Source organism: Mesorhizobium sp. M0296 (genome assembly GCF_040321675.1).
Lineage (GTDB): Bacteria > Pseudomonadota > Alphaproteobacteria > Rhizobiales > Rhizobiaceae > Mesorhizobium.
The window spans coordinates 12,405-33,716 of sequence record NZ_JAMYRZ010000026.1 but is presented as its reverse complement, the minus strand read 5'-3'; the positions used below and the strand labels follow the sequence as shown (position 1 = coordinate 33,716).

General features: G+C 59.8%; 14 protein-coding genes and 2 pseudogenes. 13 read left to right on the top strand and 3 right to left on the bottom strand.

Translation table 11 applies throughout. The features are described 5' to 3' along the window. Positions 1-2: 2 nt before the first annotated feature. From NKI97_RS23095 to NKI97_RS23085, 3 genes are all read left to right on the top strand, one after another. On the top strand, positions 3-1,001 hold the full coding sequence (locus NKI97_RS23095) for an ABC transporter permease (protein WP_023675966.1): 999 nt from the start codon (positions 3-5) through the stop codon (positions 999-1,001). Continuing rightward, a complete protein-coding gene (locus tag NKI97_RS23090) occupies positions 998-2,179 on the top strand; it encodes an ABC transporter permease (protein ID WP_352450251.1) in 1,182 nt (393 codons plus the stop codon). The genes NKI97_RS23095 and NKI97_RS23090 overlap by 4 nt, the downstream gene beginning before the upstream one ends. A 209-nt stretch (positions 2,180-2,388) precedes the next feature. Further along, entirely contained in the window at positions 2,389-2,868 is a 480-nt protein-coding gene (locus NKI97_RS23085) for a class I SAM-dependent methyltransferase (RefSeq protein WP_352748285.1), read from the top strand. A gap of 37 nt (positions 2,869-2,905) precedes the next feature. Here the strand turns inward: NKI97_RS23085 and NKI97_RS23080 are convergent, their stop codons facing one another. Beyond that, entirely contained in the window at positions 2,906-4,321 is a 1,416-nt protein-coding gene (locus NKI97_RS23080) for an adenylate/guanylate cyclase domain-containing protein (protein WP_352836745.1), read from the bottom strand. A gap of 204 nt (positions 4,322-4,525) precedes the next feature. On the opposite strand from NKI97_RS23080, the gene NKI97_RS23075 reads away from it, so the two are divergent. The 3 genes from NKI97_RS23075 (at position 4,526) to NKI97_RS23065 (ending at position 7,549) form a co-directional block, all read left to right on the top strand. Next, positions 4,526-5,332, top strand: a complete 807-nt coding sequence (locus NKI97_RS23075) for a hypothetical protein (protein WP_352450248.1) — start codon at positions 4,526-4,528, stop codon at positions 5,330-5,332. Positions 5,333-5,423: 91 nt separating this feature from the next. Further along, entirely contained in the window at positions 5,424-5,948 is a 525-nt protein-coding gene (locus tag NKI97_RS23070) for a GNAT family N-acetyltransferase (protein WP_352450247.1), read from the top strand. Positions 5,949-6,151: 203 nt separating this feature from the next. Beyond that, positions 6,152-7,549: a hypothetical protein gene (locus NKI97_RS23065; RefSeq protein WP_352836742.1), complete on the top strand. Its 1,398-nt coding sequence runs from the start codon at positions 6,152-6,154 to the stop codon at positions 7,547-7,549. Positions 7,550-7,646: 97 nt separating this feature from the next. Here the strand turns inward: NKI97_RS23065 and NKI97_RS23060 are convergent. Beyond that, positions 7,647-7,876: pseudogene (locus tag NKI97_RS23060) on the bottom strand (adenylate/guanylate cyclase domain-containing protein); the annotation flags it as partial. Positions 7,877-8,090: 214 nt separating this feature from the next. On the opposite strand from NKI97_RS23060, the gene NKI97_RS23055 reads away from it, so the two are divergent. Together NKI97_RS23055 and NKI97_RS23050 are read left to right on the top strand one after the other, a co-directional pair. Further along, complete coding sequence (locus NKI97_RS23055) at positions 8,091-11,390, top strand: adenylate/guanylate cyclase domain-containing protein (protein ID WP_352450245.1); 3,300 nt, start codon at positions 8,091-8,093, stop codon at positions 11,388-11,390. A gap of 19 nt (positions 11,391-11,409) precedes the next feature. After that, entirely contained in the window at positions 11,410-12,090 is a 681-nt protein-coding gene (locus tag NKI97_RS23050; RefSeq protein ID WP_023675975.1) for a redoxin domain-containing protein, read from the top strand. An 86-nt stretch (positions 12,091-12,176) separates the two neighbouring features. On the opposite strand, the gene NKI97_RS23045 is transcribed toward NKI97_RS23050, so the two are convergent. Then, positions 12,177-15,149: a trifunctional glycosyltransferase/class I SAM-dependent methyltransferase/polysaccharide deacetylase gene (locus tag NKI97_RS23045; RefSeq protein ID WP_352450244.1), complete on the bottom strand. Its 2,973-nt coding sequence runs from the start codon at positions 15,147-15,149 to the stop codon at positions 12,177-12,179. Positions 15,150-15,310: 161 nt separating this feature from the next. Here NKI97_RS23045 and NKI97_RS23040 point away from each other — a divergent pair. The 5 genes and pseudogenes from NKI97_RS23040 to NKI97_RS23020 all read left to right on the top strand — a co-directional run. Beyond that, positions 15,311-15,456 (top strand): annotated as a pseudogene (locus NKI97_RS23040) (IS110 family transposase); the annotation flags it as partial. 612 nt (positions 15,457-16,068) lie between these two features. Next, positions 16,069-16,734: a DUF3450 domain-containing protein gene (locus NKI97_RS23035; protein WP_031211579.1), complete on the top strand. Its 666-nt coding sequence runs from the start codon at positions 16,069-16,071 to the stop codon at positions 16,732-16,734. A gap of 94 nt (positions 16,735-16,828) precedes the next feature. Further along, a complete protein-coding gene (locus tag NKI97_RS23030; protein ID WP_352450243.1) occupies positions 16,829-19,399 on the top strand; it encodes an OmpA family protein in 2,571 nt (856 codons plus the stop codon). Positions 19,400-19,414: 15 nt separating this feature from the next. Further along, on the top strand, positions 19,415-19,906 hold the full coding sequence (locus tag NKI97_RS23025) for a Rab family GTPase (protein WP_254818889.1): 492 nt from the start codon (positions 19,415-19,417) through the stop codon (positions 19,904-19,906). 3 nt (positions 19,907-19,909) lie between these two features. Beyond that, positions 19,910-20,980 carry an adenylate/guanylate cyclase domain-containing protein gene (locus tag NKI97_RS23020; RefSeq protein WP_352450242.1) on the top strand — a complete coding sequence of 357 codons (1,071 nt, stop codon included), beginning with the start codon at positions 19,910-19,912 and terminating at the stop codon, positions 20,978-20,980. The last annotated feature ends 332 nt before the right edge of the window (positions 20,981-21,312 follow it).

The following is a 21,312-nucleotide window of genomic DNA, read 5'->3' as shown; positions in this document are numbered from 1 at the left end:
GCGTGCTTCGATATTTTGTCTGGCGTATCGCCGTGATGGTTCCAACGCTGCTGGTCATATCGGCACTGGTGTTCACGATCATCGAACTTCCCCCAGGCGACTATTTCGACAGCTATGTTGCCGAGCTTCGGGCTCAGGGCGAAGCGGTGGATTCCGATCGCATCGAGATGATGCGCAAGGAATATGGTTTCGACAAGCCACCGGTCATTCGCTACTTCTACTGGGTCGGCGGGATGCTGCACGGCGATTTCGGCTATTCCTTCGAATATGAGCTGCCGGTTCGCGACGTCGTCGGGGACCGAATGTGGCTGACGGTGCTGGTTTCCTTCGTCACGATCATCTTTACCTGGCTCATCGCCTTTCCGATCGGCATGTACTCCGCCACGCATCAATACAGCTGGGGCGACTACGGCCTGACTTTCTTCGGCCTTCTCGGCCTTGCGATTCCGAACTTCATGCTGGCGCTGATCCTGATGTATTTCGCCAACATCTGGTTCGGCACGTCTATCGGCCATCTCATGGACCAGCAATATCTCGGCGAGCCGATGAGCTGGGCCAAGGCGAAATCGATCCTCGCCCATCTCTGGATTCCGGTCTTGATCATCGGAACCGGGGGCACGGCAAGCATGATCCGGCGGCTGCGCGCCAATCTGCTCGATGAGCTACATAAGCAATATGTCGTGACCGCGCACGCCAAAGGCCTTCATCCCTTCAGGGCGCTGGTCAAATATCCGCTGCGCATGGCGCTCAATTTCTTCATTTCGGATATCGGCTCTATCCTGCCGGCCATCATCTCCGGTGCCGAAATCACGGCGATCGTGCTGTCTTTGGAAACGACCGGGCCGATGCTGATCAAGGCGCTGCAAAGCCAGGACATGTATCTCGCAGGGTCGTTCCTGATGTTCCTCGCCTTCCTGACAGTCATCGGCGTCCTGATTTCCGACCTGGCGCTGGCGCTACTTGATCCGCGAATTCGTTTGCAAGGCGGCAGCACCAAATGAACACGCAATCGCCGCTGCCCGCTCCGGGTGCCCCACTGCAACACTACGTTTCCATCGAGCCCTTTGACCTGCAGTCGGTCGAGGCGATGACGCCGGAGCAGGAGAAGGTCTTTCAGGCGTCGCAGTTGCGGCTGATGTGGTGGAAATTCCGTCGGCACCGGCTTGCCCTTGTATCCGGCATATTCCTGGCAGCGCTTTATTTCGGGATACTGATCTGCGAGTTCCTGGCGCCCTACGATCTGCACACGCGCAACATGGACTACATCTATTCACCGCCGCAGCGGGTGCACCTGTTCCACAACGGCGAGTTCGTCGGGCCGTTCGTCTATGGCCGCCAGATGACGCTGGATATGGACACGCTCAAGCGGAACTACGTCGAGAAACAGGATGATGTTCAGCGGATCCGTTTCTTCTGCAAGGGCGACAGTTACCGGTTCTGGGGCCTTATCGAAGGCGACAGGCATTTTGTCTGCCCTGCCGAAAACGGCCAACTCTTTCTGGCCGGCACTGACAGGCTGGGGCGCGATGTGCTCTCGCGCATCATCTATGGCGCACGTATTTCACTGACAATCGGCCTCGTCGGCATCAGTTTCAGCTTCCTGCTCGGCATTGTCATCGGCGGACTGGCCGGCTATCACGGCGGTATCTTCGACCTGATCGTCCAACGGATAATCGAAGTTCTGCAATCGATCCCCAGCATTCCGCTATGGCTGGCTCTGGCGGCGATCATGCCGATAACCTGGAGTCCGATCCTGATCTATTTCGGCATCACCGTCATCCTCGGGCTGCTCGACTGGACCGGACTGGCGCGGGCCGTGCGTTCGAAGCTTCTAGCCTTGCGCGAGGAGGATTACGTTCTGGCCGCGCAATTGATGGGCGCCAGAAGCAGCCGCATCATCGGGCGGCATCTCATTCCTGGCTTCATGTCGCATCTGATCGCGACGGCGACGATCTCCATACCCGGCATGATCCTGGGCGAGACGGCGCTGAGCTTCCTCGGGCTCGGCCTGAGGGCACCGATAACCAGCTGGGGCATCCTGCTCACCGAGGCGCGCAGCGTCAGCGTGATCGCGTTCTATCCATGGCTGCTTTTGCCGATGCTCCCCGTCGTTCTCGTCATCTTGGCGTTCAACTTCCTGGGCGACGGGTTGCGGGACGCCGCGGACCCCTACAAATGACATCGCTGTTCCGCCGCGTGCTGCGCCGCCGACTGCACCCGGTATGATCCTTGTCGGCAGCCTGTTCGCTTGTTGCAGTGTTCATCGTTCGCCTCTACACGCGGCAAGACTCGATCGGGGTTTAGCACGTCGGCCTGGGGTTTCAGCCGCGAAACGCTCTGGTCGGGGGCAGTTGATTTCGTGAACTGGTTCTGGACATACAATCGCACATGAGTCGCCTTGACAGTTTCATCCGGAGGATGACCGCACAGCGCGACATACTCGATCATGTCTGCGCCGAGGTTGCGGAGATGGAGGGGCCCGTGCTCGAGCTCGGCCTCGGCAATGGCCGGACGTTCCACCATCTGCGCGAGCGCCTGCCCGGACGCCGGATCGTAGCGTTCGATCGCGCACTTGCCGCACACGCCAGCTCAATTCCCGAAGCTGAAAACCTCGTGCTCGGCGAAATACGCGAGACGGCGAGCAGGTTCATTGGCATCGACGCCGCTCTTGTTCATGCCGACATCGGCACCGGCTATGAAGATCGCGATGCAGTGACCTCTACGTGGCTTCCCGATCTGACCGCGCGCCTGCTTCGCGTCGGCGGCATCGCGGTCAGCGGCACGCCGCTCGATCACCCGCAGTTGCAACGCCTCTCGCCGCCACCTTCGATTGCCGCCGATCGTTATTTTATCTGTAGGCGCGTGTGAGGGGCCGGGACGAGCCAACTCTTCAGGGGCCAAGCCTTCAGGGGATCGTGTATACTGCTATCTCCCGGTCAATGCCGCGCAGCGAGACCTCGTGGGGCACGGGCGTCAGCGCGTTCCTGTGTAAGAGATCGGCGGTGAGATTGTCGTCGACCACCGCTCGAGTGGCGAAGATCGCCTGTGCGTTGGCAAGGTTCTGGACCCGCGAAGCAATGTTGACCGTCTGGCCGAAATAGTCCTGTCGCTCATTCATCGACACGGCGATGCAGGGGCCGGCATGGACTCCGATCTTGAGCAGCAGATCCTCGCGCCCGCTCTTGTCGTTGAGCGTACGCATGGCATCGCGCATCCTGAGGGCTGCAGCAATCGCACGATCAGGCGTCGCGAAGGTCGCCATCACCGCATCACCGATCGTCTTCACCACCGCGCCTGCCTCCGCCGTGACGATCTCGTGCAGAACCTGGAAATGCTCGCGCACGAGATCGAAGGCTGAAAGGTCGCCCACCCGCTCGTAAAGCTCGGTCGATCCGCGCAGGTCGGTGAACAGGAACGTCAGGCTGGTGATCTTCAGGCGCTGGTTGATGTCGAGTGTATCCGTGCGATAGAGATCGCGGAACGTCTGGTTGGTGAGCAGGCGCTTGGCGGTCAGGAAGGGCCGGCGTTTTCCCAGGAAATCATGCAATGTCTGGCCGGCGATGAAGACTGTCGGCAGCACGCGGGTGTCGGTCCGGTTTTCCAGCGAAATGCGCAACGGGCCGGGTTGCATCTCCAGCGTCTGGTTCTGGACATGGTCGCGGTCGAAGGCCAAAGAGAGGCTCCGGCGCTCCTTTGTTGGTTCGCCCTTCCCGTCGATGAACTGCGCTGAATGGGTGACCGGCTCGAAGACGATGATGAATTCAGACGGAAGCTGTATGGTCAGAACCGCCTTTTCACCGGGCGCAAGCTCGATATCCTCCAGCGAGAACGCTTCCAGCTTTTTCACGAAATCCTCTTCCGGCAGATCGACGCCGGACGCCCAGTAGATTTGGCGGAAATATTCCGCCACCGGCAGTTCGTGTGGATTGTGGGCGGCAATCCTGCGCACGCGGGGACTGACGGTGAATGTCACCTCGACCATCTCGTCGAGGGTCGGTGAATAGCCCTCGGAGCACAGCGCGCAGGTGTATTCGTCCTTTTGCAGGGTTTTCAGCGTGGCGTTGGTGTCGAGCACGCCGCCGCAGCCGGGGCACAGAACATTCCAGGAAATGTCGAAGATGCCCACCCGCGCCGCATGGAGAAAGGCGCTTATTGCGCGCTCCTCGTCGAGGCGATGCTTGCTGGCGAAGGCTGGCGCATTGATGCGGCAAAGTTCGCGGTCCTCGCCCTCCGCGATGGTTCGCTTGATCGCGTCGATCGCCTGCGGATCGACATCGGCCGATTGTCGCAGAAGTGAGAACAGATCCTGAGCTTCGTTCATCGTGCAGGCTCCGGAAAATGCACCCCGAGGCGTTTTGACCGGACCGGTCTTTGGTCCGAGTGCTCCATCTTACTTCGAAACGGACCGTACGGCCATTCGAATGGATAAGCCTGGTGACCGTTCAATTTCCATTCGGCGGATTTTAACCGGCCGCAAGCAGCACTATGATGGTCCATGGCGCATTCATCTTTGGGATTTTCTCCCATGCCGACATCCGACAATCCGCCATTTCCCGCGGCCCTGCGCCTTTTTTCTGCGGTGGTCATCATCGTCCTGATCGTAGGCGCCGGCCTGTTTTTCATGCCTGCGCTGGTGAAACCGGGCTGGCCTTGGGCCGTCACGCCGTTCAATGCGCGCTTCCTCGGTGGCTTCTACACCGCCGAAATGGTCGTGATGGCGGCACTGCTGGTCTGGAATCGCTGGTCGCCCGGCAGGCTCGTGCTCGTCATGGCCTTCATCTTCACCGTCATCGTGTCGGTGGCTTCGTTCATCAATCTCGGCTATTTCAACTTCGAGCGCAAAGCGCCCTGGCTGTGGTTTTTGGTCTATCTTGCTTCGGTCGCGGTATCCGGGCTGTCCCTGTGGCGGGCCAGGGCCCGTCCTTCTGCAAAAGGCGTGACCTTAAATCCCGCATGGCGCGGCTACATGCCGGCGGAATCCGCGATCCTTGGGCTCTATGGCGTCGGCCTGTTGCTGTTTCCCCTGACATTCAGTGGCATCTGGCCATGGCCGATCGATGCCTTCCACGCTCAGGTCTACAGCGCCATCTTCCTCGCCGGTGCGGGCGGTATATATCTCGTCTGGAGAAGCGCGCCGCGCGAGGAACTGCTGGTGCTCGGGTTGGCGCAGTTTCTGGTTGGCCTGCTTGCCATCCTCGGCGTCGTCATCACCAACGCTGCGGTGCACCGGATCGACTGGACGGCGACCGTGACATTGTGCTGGCTCGCCCTTTTCGGCTGGATAGGCATCAGCGGCGTCTTCAAACTCTACGCTGCCTCCCGGTATTTTTAGCTCGCAATCGGCATCATAGGTCAGAGACGGCTGGATTTTCAGGTGGCGTCCGGTGCATCGTACCGGGCCGATTGCCTTCGCCGGGAACGCCATGACCAGCACGACCTCGCCACCCTCCGAGAAAATCGAGCCGCTGCTGCGGTCCGTCCGGCCAAGCGATGCGGAGGCGCTTTGCGCTATCTTCAACATGCCGGGCTTCCGCTGGGGCACGCTCAGGATGCCTTTCGAGATGGTGGAGCAGGTGGCGCGGCGCATTGCCAAGTCCGGCCAGGAAACCACCTGGATCGTTGCCGAGCTGGACGGCAAGGTCGTCGGCCATGGCAGCCTGGTCGTGCAGGGTTCACCGCGCCGTTCGCATATCGGCGAGATCAATATTGGCCTTGACGATGCCTTTGTCGGCAAAGGTATCGGCTCTGCCATACTTGGCGCGCTGCTTGACGTGGCCGACAACTGGCGCGCCCTGAAGCGGGTCGAATTGACCGTCTATGCCGACAACGAAGCGGCTCTCCGTCTCTACAAAAGCCACGGCTTTGAGGTCGAAGGCCGGCATGTGAAGGCCGGCTTTACCGACGGGCAGTACCACGACCTCCTGAGCATGGCCCGGCTGCGGTTCTAAGATCCGCTGTTTGGCGTTAGCTGTTTAGCCAGTCTGACAATTCGTGCCGAGCGAACAGGTGATTGCTCATGGAGAGCTGCGTAGGATACGGCCATTTCGTCTCACGCCATCTTAATCGAGTTGACGATCTATGTGTGGGCCGGCCGCATCCAGCAAGTCTGGTCTCGCTTGGCGTTTGCACCGCAAGCGGCTAGACGGGACCAATGACCGCCGTCTTTGATCCTACCCCTTCCCCTACCCCTACGCCTCCGGTGGAAATTCTGACTGTGCTGTCGCTGCTCTGCCCGGAGGTCGTGCGCGACATCGAGCAGAACTGGAATGCACCGGTTTCCGACTACGCCCGCCATCTTTGGCGGCCGGTGGCAAGGCCTGCATCGGGCCCGGCGATCGCTGCTCGCTCGATCCTGCGCGAAGTCCTGCACCAGCGCCTCGGTATGATCATGCAGCCTGACGAGATCGGCAAAGCCCTCGACGAGTTCGAGCACAGACCGGTGATTCAGTCCGGCCTGCACTGCCTGCTTCTGATGGACCGGATCACCTTCGATGCCCTCCTGCTTGCCTGGCTCGGCGCAGTCGAAAACGGGCTGTCGGCCTTGGTCGGCTTCATGGGAACGACGATGACCATGGAGACAGTTGGCCGGGAGGGGCCGGGATGGCTCGATGTCGGCGACGACAAGGTCAACCTGTTTGGCATGGGGCGCCACAAACTGTGCCGCAAAAGCGCCTGCGTGGCCGGTCCCGTCTCCCTCAACAAGCGCGCGCTCGAAGCGGTGGGCGATGAAACGGATGCCAGCCGCTGGCTGGGCACACTGCTTGCCAGCCAGGACAAGGTGTTTGAAACCGCCGCCGATGCGCTGACTGCCCTGAACCAGGATCTGGTCGCCAATTGGGATCGTGCCGGCATGGCCCTGCCGGTTTTCATCGATGATCGGGCCGCCGCGGCTGCCATGGCGCGGCATCTGGAATATGACGGCAGCCTTCTTTCCAGGCTGCTCATTGAACCCGCAAGACGCCAGCGTCTCGAACATGCCTGGCAAGAGGCCACATCGAGCCCATTTGGCAGATTCCTGCCCAATGCCACGGACTATTTCTGGGGCATCCGCGAGGAGCGCGTGCGCAAGCTCGTTCTCGAGAACGGGCACCTGATCGAGCCCGACAGGCCGCAAGGTCTTTCCATCCCGTTCGAGCGGCCGTATCTCAGGCAGGCGCTGCTGGACGGCGTGCTGCTGCCGAACTTGTTCCTGACGTTCCTCGTCCTTGCCATATTGCCGCGCGTGCGGGTCGTGGGGGGCCTGAGACAGATTGGCTATGTAGCGCTTTTCCACTCGATCCTTCTGGCCGTGCTAGACGAAAACGCGCCGGAAGAGCGCGATCTGGCTGCGGAGCTGCAGGTTCGGGAAAATGCCTGGGGCATGCGGGTCATCGATGAAAAGATCTCAGTCCGCGAGCAGCTTGCCGGCCTGCCGGAAGGAGCGCTCTTCCCGGACCTGCTCCGGCAATACCGATTGCGGACATTTGCCGAGACGACCGACGACCTGAAACTGGTTCGCGAAAACGCCAGATGGCGCAAGATCGGCCAGGCAGAGATCAAGCCGACCTGAGCCTAATTCGCAACCGCAAGCCACGGCGATCTATCGGGGAGCCTCTGGCGTCTGATCCGGCCGCATAGGCCTCACCTGTCATTGCACCGCACCGCCCCTTGCGGAGCCCATCCACCACGTGTTCGAAATCGACCGGTTTCTTGTAGGGCAAGACTTTGCGACGGTATTCCAACGAATAGTCGGGATTGACGCGAAGCGCCTCCTGCCATGCCGCGCGGGCTTCGGCGAAACGGCCCAGATGGCCGTAGCTGCGGGCCGGAAGCACGCGAGACGTCGGTGACAGCGTTGCGAGTCAGCCCGTTGCATCAAGAGGTCAACGGCCTCCTCATCTTCATGATAGCAGGAAGACGGAGGGTAAGAGGGAACTTTCGCAGACGACGGCCACGCAGCCGCCCGAATGGGCAGCGCTCTGCCACCGGACCCACACGGATCGCTCGCTGCCGCTTGCCCGTCGACGACTATCGGTGCATCCTTGTGAATAGCCTGGCCGTGAAGTGCGGGCGAGATCACGCCGTCACGGCCACTAGTGAGGTCTTGTTCGATGGACTGCTCGGGCTGCGGTTTCGAGATTGAGGGCGGTTACGCCTTCTGTCCGAGGTGTGGCAGGCGCCAGCCCGTGCCATGCGCCAGTTGCGGCTACACCTGCGCACCTGATTTCGAGTTCTGTCCGAAATGTGGGGCAAGCGTCGGTGCGCCCGCAAAAGCCGTCGAACGGCCTGCTCCGGCACCAAGCCGGACCATTGTGCCGCCTTCTCGAACTCCGTCGCTGCTTTCGAACATGGAAAGCGAAGAAGGGCTGCATCCCGTCTCTGACGCCGATCGCCGGACGGTAACGGTCCTGTTCGCCGACCTTTGCGGCTTTACGACACTCAGCGAGCAGCTCGACCCCGAGGTCATGCAAGCGCTGCAGAACAAACTATTCAAGGAATTGACGGCGGCCGTACGAAACTTTGGTGGTTTCGTCGACAAATTCATCGGCGATGCACTGCTCGCTTTGTTCGGTGCGCCGGTCGCGCATGAGGACGATCCGGAACGTGCGCTTCGCGCCGCTCTCGACATGATCGCCCGGACGGCGCGGCTCGGCGAAAGCACCCCCCACTCCGGCTCGCCTCTGTTACTCCACATCGGCATAAACACTGGTCCGGTCGTTACTGGCGGATTGGGCATCGGCACCGCCAGATCCTATTCCGTGACCGGCGACACAGTGAATACGGCGCAACGCCTGCAATCGCTGGCCGCACCGGGTGAGGTGCTGGTAGGCGAGCTCACTCACAGGCTGACCCGGCATGCCTTTTCTTACGAGTCGCTGGGTGATGTCGTGTTTCGCGGCAAGGCTGGCAGCGTGCTCGTTCATCGACTGGACGCACCGCTAGCGGTGCCGCGTGCAGCGCGCGGGCTCGAGGCGCTCGGCCTCAGTGCGCCGCTAATAGGTCGTGGTGCGGAGCTCAATAGAATGATGGCGAGCCTTGACCAGGCGTGCGGCGGCTCGGCCCAACTTGTCCGCCTCGTCGGAGAAGCCGGCATCGGGAAATCGCGGCTGGTGAAGGAGTTCGTCGCCCGCGTCGGCGACGAGGAGCGTTTTCGCAACGTCGCCGTGCGGCAGGCCACGTGCTCACCGCTGGGTGAACAATCTTTTGGCGCCTTGGGCGCAGTGGTGCGCAGCGCTGCCGGGATGATGCAAAACGACAATGGGGACGAAATGCGGGGGAAGCTCGCAGGCTTGCTTGCCGATCTCGGCCTGCAGGGCGAGGAGGCGAAGCGGCTGATGCCTTTGCTCTACCATGTGCTTGGCCTTGGCGACCCCGATGCCACCTTGCAGCATGTCGAGCCCGAGCAGCTGCGGCGGCAAATTCTCTACGCAGTCCGCACAATCATCGAACGGCGGCTTGCGTTGTCGCCGTTATTGATTGTCGTCGAAGACCTGCACTGGGCCGACGCCGTGTCGCTCGAGGCACTACGTTTCGTGATGGACAGGTTGGAACGCACGCGGTTGATGTTGCTGGTCACGCATCGTCCGGCGCCGGACAACGACCAGCTCGACTCAAGTCGGGTCAGTCACACAGCGCTCAGGCTTCCGCCACTCAACAATGATGACGGACGCAGCCTGCTGGCAGCGCTTTTCGGCGAGAGCTGGGTAAGCTCCGCGGGAGGGCTTCTCGACCAGATCCTCGAGCGCGCGGGCGGCAACCCCCTTTTTGTAGAGGAAATCGTTCGCGGCCTTATCGATCGCGGTGTACTGATGCGAGACGGCCAGCGATGGCGGACTGTGGCAGGCGAAGTCGCAACCGGCATCCCCGCCACTATCCAGGCAATGTTGCTTGCCCGCGTCGACCGGCTGCCCCAAGAGGTGCGCCGGTTGGCCCAGGAGGCCGCGGTAATCGGCCCGCGCTTCGATGCCACACTTCTGAAAACCGTGACAGCCGACCCCGGCCGGCTCGAAGCCGGCTGCGAACTGCTTTGCGATGCGGAAATCATCGAGGAAGTTGCCGGATCAGGCTCGGTCTCGTCTCAAAGCTACCGATTTACGCAAACATTGCTGCAGGACGTGATCTACCAGAATCTGCTCCTGCAACGCCGGACCGAAATCCACGGGCGGATCGGTGCTGCCTTGGAGCAACTGTGCGGCGACGAGCCGGAACGGCTCGAGGATTTGACCGTGCTCGGTCATCATTTCGCACAGAGCGCCGAGCGGGAGAAGGGCGCGCATTACCTGCAGGCGGCAGGCGATCGCGCTCGCATGATATATGCCAATGACGACGCCCTTCGTTTCTACGAGCGAGCACTGACTGCGTTGGGCGCGATCGGGCAAACACCGCTCAAACTGGCAATTGCAGAGCGCATTGCCGATTTGAGCGGCCCGGCAGGCCGCCGCGAGATCGCGCACCACCACTACGAGACGGTGTTGCAGGCATACCGCGAGTCGGCCAATCGCGTCGCCTCGGCGCGAGTTTTGCGTAAGATCGGTCGGCTACTCTGGGATGTCGGCAAGCGGGACAAGGCAGAACCCCGCTATGCTGAGGCGGCAGCGCTCCTCGATGGAGCGGATGCCCCGATCGAGCAGGCGCATCTGTGGCAAGAACGTGGCCGACAGGCGTTCCGTAGCGGAGATCACGCTCTCGCGGCAAAATGGGCAGACGCGGCGCTGGATTGCGTAGGCACACTGACAACGGAGCATGTCTCCGAGGTAAGGTGTGATGCCACTCTTGTGACCGCCGAGGCACTCAATACCAAGGCTGTCGCGCTGGCTCGCCTTGGGCGAAACCGTGAGGCCGTGCGTCAGGTTGAGCGTAGCATTGAATTGGCCGAAGCCGCCGGTCTGCTGGGCGCGGCCTGCCGCGGCTACACCAATCTCGGCGTGCTCTACACGACCATCGATCCCGCAAAGGCGATGGAGGTCTGTCGACGCGGTCTTGAAGTGGCGCGCCGTATTGGTGATTTGGGTTTCCAGGCGCGCCTCCTCGCCAATCTGGCGGTCGCTTGTTGTACTTTCACGGATCGCTGTCCAACGGAGGGCGTGCCTGCTGCCGAGAAGGCCATCGAGCTCGACCGGGCGCTCGACCAGCGCGAGCACCTGCCGGTGCCGTTGATCGTGCTTGGGCAGATCCACCAGTGCAACGGCCGTCCGGACCTGGCGGTTGGGTTGTTCCACGAAGCACTGGACGTAGCTCGCGAAACGGGCGAACCCCAACTGCTGTTTCCGTGTTATGATGGTCTCGCAACGCTTAATCTCGACCTCGACAATCTGGCCGAGGCCGAACGCTACTTTTCCCTGGCGCAGGGTATATGCGCCCAGCACGGGCTCGACCCGGAAGCGCTTGTGGTGCTGCCTTTTCTCGACTAGCCGGGGTTGGAGGTTGGAAATGTCCGCGCGTAGTGACTTGGTGCCGCTTCAACCGGGCGACCGTGCGCCAAACGTGGTACTCGACGCCATTACCCAGGAAGGCAAGATCGCGCTTGACGATTTTCGCGGCCAAAAACCGGTGCTGGTCGGCCTGTTTCGAGGTCTGCATTGCGCGTTTTGCCGACGCCATATCGCCGCCCAGGCGCGGCTTGATCCGGAGCTGCGCGAAAAGGGCGTGGAGAGCCTGACGGTGGTCAACACGCCGATCGAACGGGCGCGTCTCTATTTCCGCTACCATCCGATGCCGAATCTGCTTGCGGCCTCCGATCCTGAACGCGCTTCACATCGTGCTTTTGGACTGCCCAATCTCGAATTCACCCAAAACGAGACGAACTGGCCGTACAAGGTCTCGATGGCAGCGGCAAAGGATATGCGGGTCGACATACCAGGCGAGCTGCCCGGTCCTATGGATCCTCTTGCGGCCAGTGAAATCCTCAACAAGAGGGACCATTACGAGCTGACCGAAGCCGACGAGCAGATGCTAGCAACGGGACACGGACAATTGGTCGGTCAGTTCCTGCTGGACCGGCAGGGGATCGTCCGCTGGAGCTTCACGGAGGTTCCAGAGGGTGGGCGATACATGTTTGGGGCGCCAAGCCCGCAGGAGCTGATGTCAGCCGTATCCCAGGTCGCCCAATAGACTTGCGAACGAGGTAAGCGGAGCGGGACGCTGAACAAAACGCGGAACCAATTTGTTACGAATCTAGACACTGACAAGTTCACGGCTCACGCGAGCACGGCCTCGACAACGGCAACAAAGTCATCGAACGAACGATCCCCACGAATCTCGATGCGCGGAAGGTCGATGGGATCGCAATCGAGGTCCGCCGGCCCGTGTCTGCCGCCGAAGCCGATTCGATAGCCGCACTCCTTGGCCAGCCTGCCAAGCCGTCGGTCGGTGACAGAGAAGGGTGCCGCGAACGCCGCGGTTGGCCGACCGGTCCACCGTTCGATGAACATACGAGAGCGCAGGAGCTCGGCGGCCAAGTCAGAGCTCGACAGACCATCGATCGCGCGATGCGTCGCCAGATGGCTTCCGAAGAACGCACCTTCGCCGGCGAGGCGTCGCACCGTCCCGGCGTCCATAAGCTGCGTCGGCGGGCCGCTGTAGGCGTCCCACTGTGCACTTTCACCCACCAAGTCCGTCACCAGGAACACTTCCGCGGTCAGGTCGTTCGCGCGCAAGGCCGGCCAGGCATGGTCGGCAAAGTTCTGGAAGCCGTCATCGAAGGTGATGAGCACTGGGCGGCCAACGAAAGGCTGGCGCTTGGCGATGAACCATTCCAGCTGCTCGGAGCTAATCGCGTGAAAGCCATTGGCGCGCAGCCATGTCATTTGGCTGGCGAATGCGGCGGGCGCGAGCCGAAAACGGGCGAGCGCGGCCGGACCTTCATCGGAGACGCTGTGATACATGAGGACAGGGATACGCTGCCGCCGCTCGCTATGTGCGACGTCGCGGCGCAAGGCCCGCGCCCCGCCCCAGACGATATTTCGCGCGACTCCGATTTCGACGGGGGCGCGGATTGGCACATGATCTATCGTCGGTTCCGTCGCCACGTCGCCTGGTGACAGGCGGCCGAAGCGGTCTATGCGGTAGAGCTCGGTCTGGATCGATTGCTCGAGAACGAGGCCGTGGGTCGCTGCCAGCGTCTCTGAGATCGCTTGTGCACCGAATGTGTTCCAGTCGAAGCCCGTCCTTTCAACATTGTCTCGTAGCACGAATGCGTGTGCGCTGATGAAACTGCCGCCAGGCGCCAACGCCTCAACGAGTTTTTTGGCGATGCGCCGCAACTCGGTGAGATCGTCCAGGTAGTAGAGCACTTCCGAACACACGATCAGATCCATCTCGCCCGGCAGCGTGTCCGCAGAAAAATCCAGTACGCCGAACTCAACGTTCGGCTGATCGCTGCATCGCGCGCGCGCCCGCCCGACGGCTACGGCGGAGATGTCAGTTGCGGTCAAATGGCCCACGCGCGGCGCCAGCTGCCGCGTGAAGTGGCCCTCCGCGCAGGCCAGCTCAAGCGCCCGTCCGATGGGACCGGCAGGCAGAATTTCGAGCTGCCGCTCATATTTTTCCTGCTCATAGGGCGAACCGTAGTTCCAGGGATCCTCGATCGCAAAATGGCGATTCCAGAAAGATGTGCGATCATTGTCGCGCCCATCCGCGGCCCGTGCACGGCGCGGCGCTGCAAAAGGCTCTTTAGTTTCGGCGCTCGACCGAACCAGCGCCTGCGCTTCCGCGGCCAATCCCGCGAGTTTGCCGAAATGGCTGTCCCGATCAGACCGGCGTCCCGCCATGGACAACAATGCCTCGGCTGCAGACATGTTTGACTTGTCGGCACCGGCGCCCTTTTGCGGTGCATCTACAGGCGATCGCCTCGCAAGTCGCGCGGCACTGTGCATAGGCCGCTCAGAGGGCAGGAAATTCAGGATCAATTCAATCCAATGACGCCTCGTCACTCTCCCGAGTACGCCGAACTGCACGAGAGCCTCGATCTGGCCATCCATCATCAGATGGGCATAGATTTGATCGATTCCTTCCGGTACTTCGATCGAGGCCGGATTTCGCGCGTCGACACGAATTCCAAGTGTCCGCGCCAGCCTGCGCGGCGCGGCAAGATCGTCGACATCGAGCAGCATTTGCTCAAAGTGATACTGCACGCGGCGAGCCGCGTCGGGATTATTCCAGACCTTGCCGAGTTCGAGGATCAACTCGGTGAGGGAAGCGCCGAACCTGTCCCACCTGGCAGCCAATTGCGCTGGCACCGACAGGCTTCCTACCATAAGGCCATCGACGGCCACCTTGGCGATCTCACGCGCCCACTTACGTCCTGCCGGGAGCGCGCGCAGGGACTGCGGGTTGATCGAGCGCGAGCCGCAGCCGCAATCCGATGCGGCGTTCCACAACGCGAACCACGCGAGTGCTTCTGAAGCGGTGTGGCCGTTCGCGTCGGTCGCTCCATTGGCGTGAGCCGATGCCGGGTGTTTGACCCTCGGATCGGCGGAAAAGCCGCGAGCGATCACGACTTCGCCATCTGCCAGCATCTGCGCCGAATTGCGGCTGAGCGCGTTGGGGCTGGCCCGATAGAAAGCGAGCGGCGCGTCGACCATCACCCAATTTTTGCCTAGACGTGCGAGGCGCTGCCACAGATCCCAGTCCTCACAGGTGCGCAGCGACACGTCGAAACCGCCTAACTCGACAATTATCTCCCGATCGACCAGCAGCGCGTGAGTGCGGACGGCACACCGGCGCGCGAATGTCTCGAAGGGTTGAATCGCAACCTCCGTTGCGATGCTCGACGCCGTGAGTTCGCCATCGGGCATCACGCGTCGGGAACCGCAATAGGCAGCCACTGCATCGGGAGCGGATTTCAGTGCGGCCAGCATTTTGGCAAGGAAGCTGGAATCCACCCAATCGTCCGCATCCAGAAACATGAGCCAGTGGCCGCGCGCCGTCGACATCCCGCTATTGCGCGCGCCGGCGGGGCTATGCGCGCAAGAGCTCAACATCCGAAATCGGGCATCGTGCTCCACATAACCGGCGATGATCGCAGGGGTGCGGTCCGTGGAGGCGTCGTCGACGATGATCGCCTCCCAATCCATTATTTCCTGATCGAGAAGGCTATCGAGTGAGCGCGCCAGCGTTACCTCCGCGTTGTGCGCAGGAACCACGATTGAAACCAAGGGATCATGCGCCACGCCGTGTAACCCGCGCGTTGGTTCGAAGGTAGAACAAGAGTCCCGAAACATAGCCGGCGATTTCCTGCCAAAGGAAACGGTCCTCAGGGACGCTGCGTCCAAACAGTCTCCTGCGAACTCTTCCGAGCCGCCGCGACGCCGCCATTTGGCTGCAGAGCGAGCTTGCTCCTGTCGTGCTACCGAAGTTGGAAGCCTGGCGCAGCATTCGCATCCGTGCCGCCGAGCTTGGGCGCCAGCTGTCGCAGATGCACGTCAAAGCCAAGCATGCCGCATATTCATGTCGATCCCCGGAGTCGGCGCCATGACCACAGGCGGCGGTCCCGGGCGCCGTATGAGTGCAATAGCTATGGCAACCTGACGTCTTTTGCAATTGGGGGCGCAACAAATGCCGCCCACTGAAGCTTTGGTGTGAATGACTGCAGTTATTGGGACTTTCGCTCCCCTCCTATCGACCGAAACGCCTCGATTCCGAGGTGCATTCTCGAACAGCCATTCTCCGTGCGAAAGAAGACCTTCCTTCTACCGTGGAGCCCGCATCGGAAGCTGATCGTCGCAGTATACAGCCGGGTGCGAGACGGTACGTGCACCGCCAGACTAGCTACTTTAGGCACTTCTAATGAATCTGCGCTACTTAATTGCGCTCCAGTAGCTATAGCCTGACATTGTATTACTCATTTCGATAGTAGATTGCGTCCAATGATCGATTAGATTAGCCGGTTATGGCTGCTATCACAAAGAGATGCGAGAGCGACATCAATCGGAACTCGTGCATTTGCTGCTAGTTCAAGAGATGTAAAAGGGAGGCACGAATTGGCTTACGTCAAGAAGATTCCGGCTTGCGAGCCGGGTATTTTGCTGGCATGCTTGCTGGTTTCTGAGTGATGCACTGTGGCAATTGTTCAAAGAAGGGGGCATAAAGATGGCCAAGGAATCTTCGAATACCGCTTCTTCAGCAAATAAAGCGGACGCAAATCTGATAAGTAATGCAGACGGAAGCGGGCTGACCTTCATGGCGGGCCAGGCTCGCGAGAGCGGGGCCCCCGGCGACGCTGTAGGTGTCGACAAGATACGTGATCTGCTGTTCGGCAACCAGATGCAGGACTATGACCGCCGCTTTTCCAAGCTTGAAGAACGGGTCTTGCAGCGCTTCAAGGATGTCGAATCCGAGGCCAAGCGCAATCTTGAAATGTACGAGTCAAATGCAAAGAAGCAGGTCGACTCGCTTGCGGCGCAATTGCGGAACGAAAAAGACGCGCGAGCCGACGCCGATAAGGAGATTGATCGGAATCTTCGCGAGCAAAATCAGGCGCTCGAAAAGCAGGTGCGCGCGTTGTCGGATCAGTTGAGCGAGCTTGAGCGGGAAGTTGCGGACCGGATAAATCGAAACGATCATTTGCTGCGTGAGGAAATCAAGCAAAAGAATGAAAGCATTCAGATGCTGATGGAGAAGATGTTTTCCGATCTCGGCAATGTCAAGACCGACCGAAATCTTTTGGCTGGCCTGTTTGTCGAGGTTGCAAAATGTCTAAATCAGGATCCCGTCGGCAGCAAGAACAACTCGGAGCGTACCTGGAAAGTGAGTTGATCGGAACTTGACGTCGACTGTCGACCCAACCAGCCTCCCTCAAAGAGCAGCTTCGAACGATACAGAGATTGATCGCGAGGCTCTGGCTCGCCTTTTGATCGAAATTGCCCGGAACGTTGATCCGGACTATCGTGCGCGTCTCGACGGAATCCCAACCGCCGACCCTCGCATGGAAACGCTGCGCCAGTTGCTGGTCGGCCGCGAAATTTCGGAGCTTTCACGAGTTAGGCACCTGCTCGACGAACCCGAGCAGCTTGCGGCTGCAGTGGGGAGCGTTCTCCCCAGTGCAGCCGCACGTGCGCCTCATGCGCAACTCGGAGAGGCCCTTGCGCCAGCTGTCGAGAGGGCCGTGCAACGGTCCATCCAGAAGAGCCCGCGCACACTGACGGATATATTGTACCCGGTGTTTCTGCCGGCTATTCGCAAGTCGATCGGCGAAAAGATCGATCAGACCTTTCAATCGCTGAATGAAACTTTAAGACATATATTTACCTGGCATGGGCTCAAGTGGAGATTTGAAGCTTGGAGAACAGGTGCAAGCTTCTCAGAAGTTGTTCTTAAGCATTCTCTTGTCTATCGTGTGGAACATGTGTTTCTCATCAATCGCAATTCCGGGCTTTTGATATCGCATGTAACTGCCGATAATGCAACTAGCGAAGATCCGCAACTAATTTCTTCTATGCTTAGTGCAATTCAAGATTTTGTAAAAGACTCATTTAACGAGAAAGAGCAGAGTGGCCTGGACACTATTCGTTTCGGAGAGCTTCGTCTCTGGTCGGAAGTTGGACCGTTTGCGACCTTGGTTGCGGTGATCCGGGGAAATCCGCCGGAGGAATTACATGAAATAATTCGCGATGTATTGCTTCGCATCCATGGTGAATGCTCACAGGCTCTAGAGCAGTTTGACGGCGACAGTTCGCAGTTGGCCGGCGTAGAGACGCAGTTGCAGACCTGCGTTGAACTGAAGCAGGAGGAATCAAACCAGGGATTTCCGTGGCTGGTAGTCGCTGCAGTCCTGCTGGTTTTGATTCCGGCAGGCGGTTGGTTCTTTCTTTCCTGGCAATCCGGGCAGCGCTGGCAGGCCTATGTGTCGCGACTGGGGGCCCAGCCGGGCATCATCGTTGCCGAACAAAAGGTGCGCGATGGCCAATTCTATATTGCCGGCCTGAGAGACCCGCTTGCCGTCGACCCGCAGGTTCTGCTGTCCGGAACAGGTGTCGACCCCGCCCGCGTTCATTCGCAGTGGCAATTCTATCAGAGCCTTGAGCCGGAGTTCGTGTTGAAGCGCCTGATGGCGTCGCTGGTTCCTCCGGATTCAGTACGACTTTCGATCGTCAATGATCGCATCGTTGCCGAGGGGGAGGCTCCCGACACCTGGATAGATCGCGCACGTGCAGCGGCCCAACAACTTTCGGCAGGCGGACCGGAATTCGACATTTCCAGGGTTCGTGATGTGAGCCCCGAAGCACGCGCGGCGGAGCACTGGCAGGCCTATGTGTCGCGACTGGGGACCCAGCCGGGCATCATCGTTGCTGAACAAAAGGTTCGCGATGGCCAATTCTATGTTGCCGGCCTGAGAGACCCGCTTGCCGCCGACCCGCAGGCTCTGCTGTCCGGAACGGAGGTAGATCCCGCCCGCGTTCATTCGCAGTGGCAATTCTATCAGAGCCTTGATCCGAAGTTCGTCCTGAAGCGGCTGATGGTGTCGCTGGTTCCGCCGGATTCAGTACGACTTTCGATCGTCAATGATCGCATCGTTGCCGAGGGTGAGGCTCCCGACACCTGGATAGATCGCGCACGCGCAGCGGCCCGACAGCTTTCGGCAGGCGGACCGGAATTCGACATCTCCAAGGTTCGTGATGTGAGCCCCGAAGCACGCGTGGCGGAGCACTGGCAGACTTATGTGTCGCGACTGGAGGCCCAAGCGGGAATCATCATCGGCCAACAAACGGCGAGGGGCGGACATTTCTATATTTCCGGCCTGAGAGACCCGCAGGCCGCCGACCCGAAGGCTCTGCTGTCCGGAACAGGGGTCGATCCTGCTCGCGTTCATTCACAGTGGCAATTCTATCAAAGCCTTGATCCGAAGTTCGTGGTGAAGCGGCTGATGGCGTCGCTGACTCCGCCGGATTCAGTACGGCTTTCGATCATCAAGGATCGCATCGTTGCCCAGGGTGAAGCTCCTGCCGCCTGGATAGATCGGGCGCGGGTCGCCGCCCAACAGCTGTCCGCGGACGGACTCTCTCTAGAAATCTCCGAGCTGCGTGAGTTGACCCCTCCGCAACTCACTCATTTGAGGGAGGCTATTCAAGCGGTCGACATTTTGTTCGATTCTGGCAAGGCTGTACCGGGACCAGAGCAACTGCCGGTTCTCGACAAATTGGCGAATCAGTTGAAGGAATTGGCCAAGGACGCCCGCAAGGCAGGCGTAACAGCACAGTTCATGTTGACCGGCCATTCGGACGAGACGGGCCGTGAAACGGCCAAGTTGTCGATCAGCGCCGCGCGCGCGGAAACAGTTCGTGCGCTTCTCAAGAAGCGCGGCGTCGATCCGGAGTTGCTCTTGGTTCGCGGCGCGGGCACCTTTGAGCCAGCGGAGATTGAAAATAGCCGAACCGGGAACTCCGCCAACCGCAGAGTTTCGGTTACGGTAAACTTCCACTAGGCGGAGCCCAGGATATTGCAAAAGAAGATCTGCATGTTGGGCGGGTTCGCTGTCGGAAAGACCAGTCTGGTTCGCAGGTTTGTGCAAAGCATCTTTTCAGAAACCTACTTGACCACGGTGGGAGTGAAAATCGACAAGAAGAGTGTCGCATTCCCGGACAAAACCGTGGATCTGATTTTGTGGGATTTGGCCGGCGAAGACGATATCGGCTCATTCCGCGTCAGCTATGTGCGAGGTGCGAGTGGGCTCGTGCTTGTCGTCGATGGAACACGCGCTGCTACTCTTGCCGTGGCGCTCACGTTGCGCGAGCGGGCCGAGGCTGAATTCGGCGCTATGCCGTTTGTATTGCTGTTCAACAAATCCGATCTGGCCGATCGGTGGGCAATATCGGATAGTGAAATTGACGAACTGAGGCAACTTGGATGGCAAATCTATCTAACAAGTGCGCTTTCGGGTGAACATGTTGATGATGCGTTTCGTCAACTTGCTTCGATGGTTAGCAAATAAACCATGCATATCTTGCCAAGAGAAGTTAGAAGCTGGATTTACGACTTCTTCTACAACGAGCGCTCGGTCGCATATCTGAAAATCGACGCCCAGCTTTGCATAGCTGCGAAGGGCGGTAACGTTAACCATTACGGACTCTCGTCCGTTCGCATAGGTGAGCCTGTTACCGAGCAGCTTGAATTCATGGAAGGTTTGTTGCCCTGCCCGGAGCTTCCATATGACATGGCCATGGTCGAACTGCCCAGCGGACGTGTCGCGGACCTCCATCTTTTTGCTGACAATGCCTGCGTGTGGCTGCTCTTTCTTGACGCCAATGCCGAACGCGACAATAGGCAGCGGCTTCAACAGAAGGCTTATGAAATGACGCTCCTGCAAGAGAGGGAGCGTCAACTCAACGAGAAATTACAATCGACAAACGAGGCGTTGAGGGCGAGCCAAGAGGGATTGTCGCGTGAATACCAGCGCGCCGAAGCCCTACTCCTCAACATTCTTCCGGCGTCGATCGCGGAGCGGCTAAAAGCGCACGAACAAATTGCAGACAACCACGCGGAGGTGAGTGTGCTTTTTGCCGACATCGTCGGTTTTACGGAAAGAGCGCGGAGCGTCGGAGCCGTGACGACGCTCGCTATTTTAAATTACTTCTTCAAGGCGGCGGATCTGCTCTCGGAGCGATACGGCTGCGAAAAGATCAAGACAATCGGCGATTGTGTGATGGTGGTCGCTGGCCTGCCCGCCGCGCGATCCGATCATGCGGAAGCCCTTGCGCACTATGCACTTGAACTGCGGAAGGCGGTTAAGCGCGAACGCTTCGCAGGAGAACCGATAAGACTCAGAATTGGAATTCACTCAGGACCAATCGTGGCGGGCGTCATAGGCAAAAGGCGGTTTGCCTATGACCTATGGGGCGACACCGTTAATCTCGCCGCACGTATCCAAACGTCCGCGGAGCCCGATGAAATCCGTATTTCGGATGCAACTCATCAACTGCTTGGACCAAATTTTGCTTGCGACCCGCTCGAGGAAACGGAATTGCGTGGTACAGGTCGTGTGCGAATGTGGCGGCTCCCGGCCTGATTTGCCGCATGGTAGTGCCGACCCGGAAGCGCATTGCATCTCAAGCAACATCATGGTTTCGAATGTCGGCAGCGGTGCGCGAAGCAGTTGACCACCGAGCGACCGCCAAAGGTCTGTCCTGGTCAACTCAGGAAATCAGTTCCTGAGATTTAACGTCGATGCCCAGTTCATAGAACGGCCGGAGGCTGGGCCGAGGTCGGAATGCCCTGCCCCCGCGGCTAAATAAACACCGCCAAGTACCCGGCGCAACGGTCTGGCTCGGAACGATGACGTCTTGCACCGCAACATCGGTTTCTTCAAGGTAGGGCAACAACGGACATAGATGTCGTTGC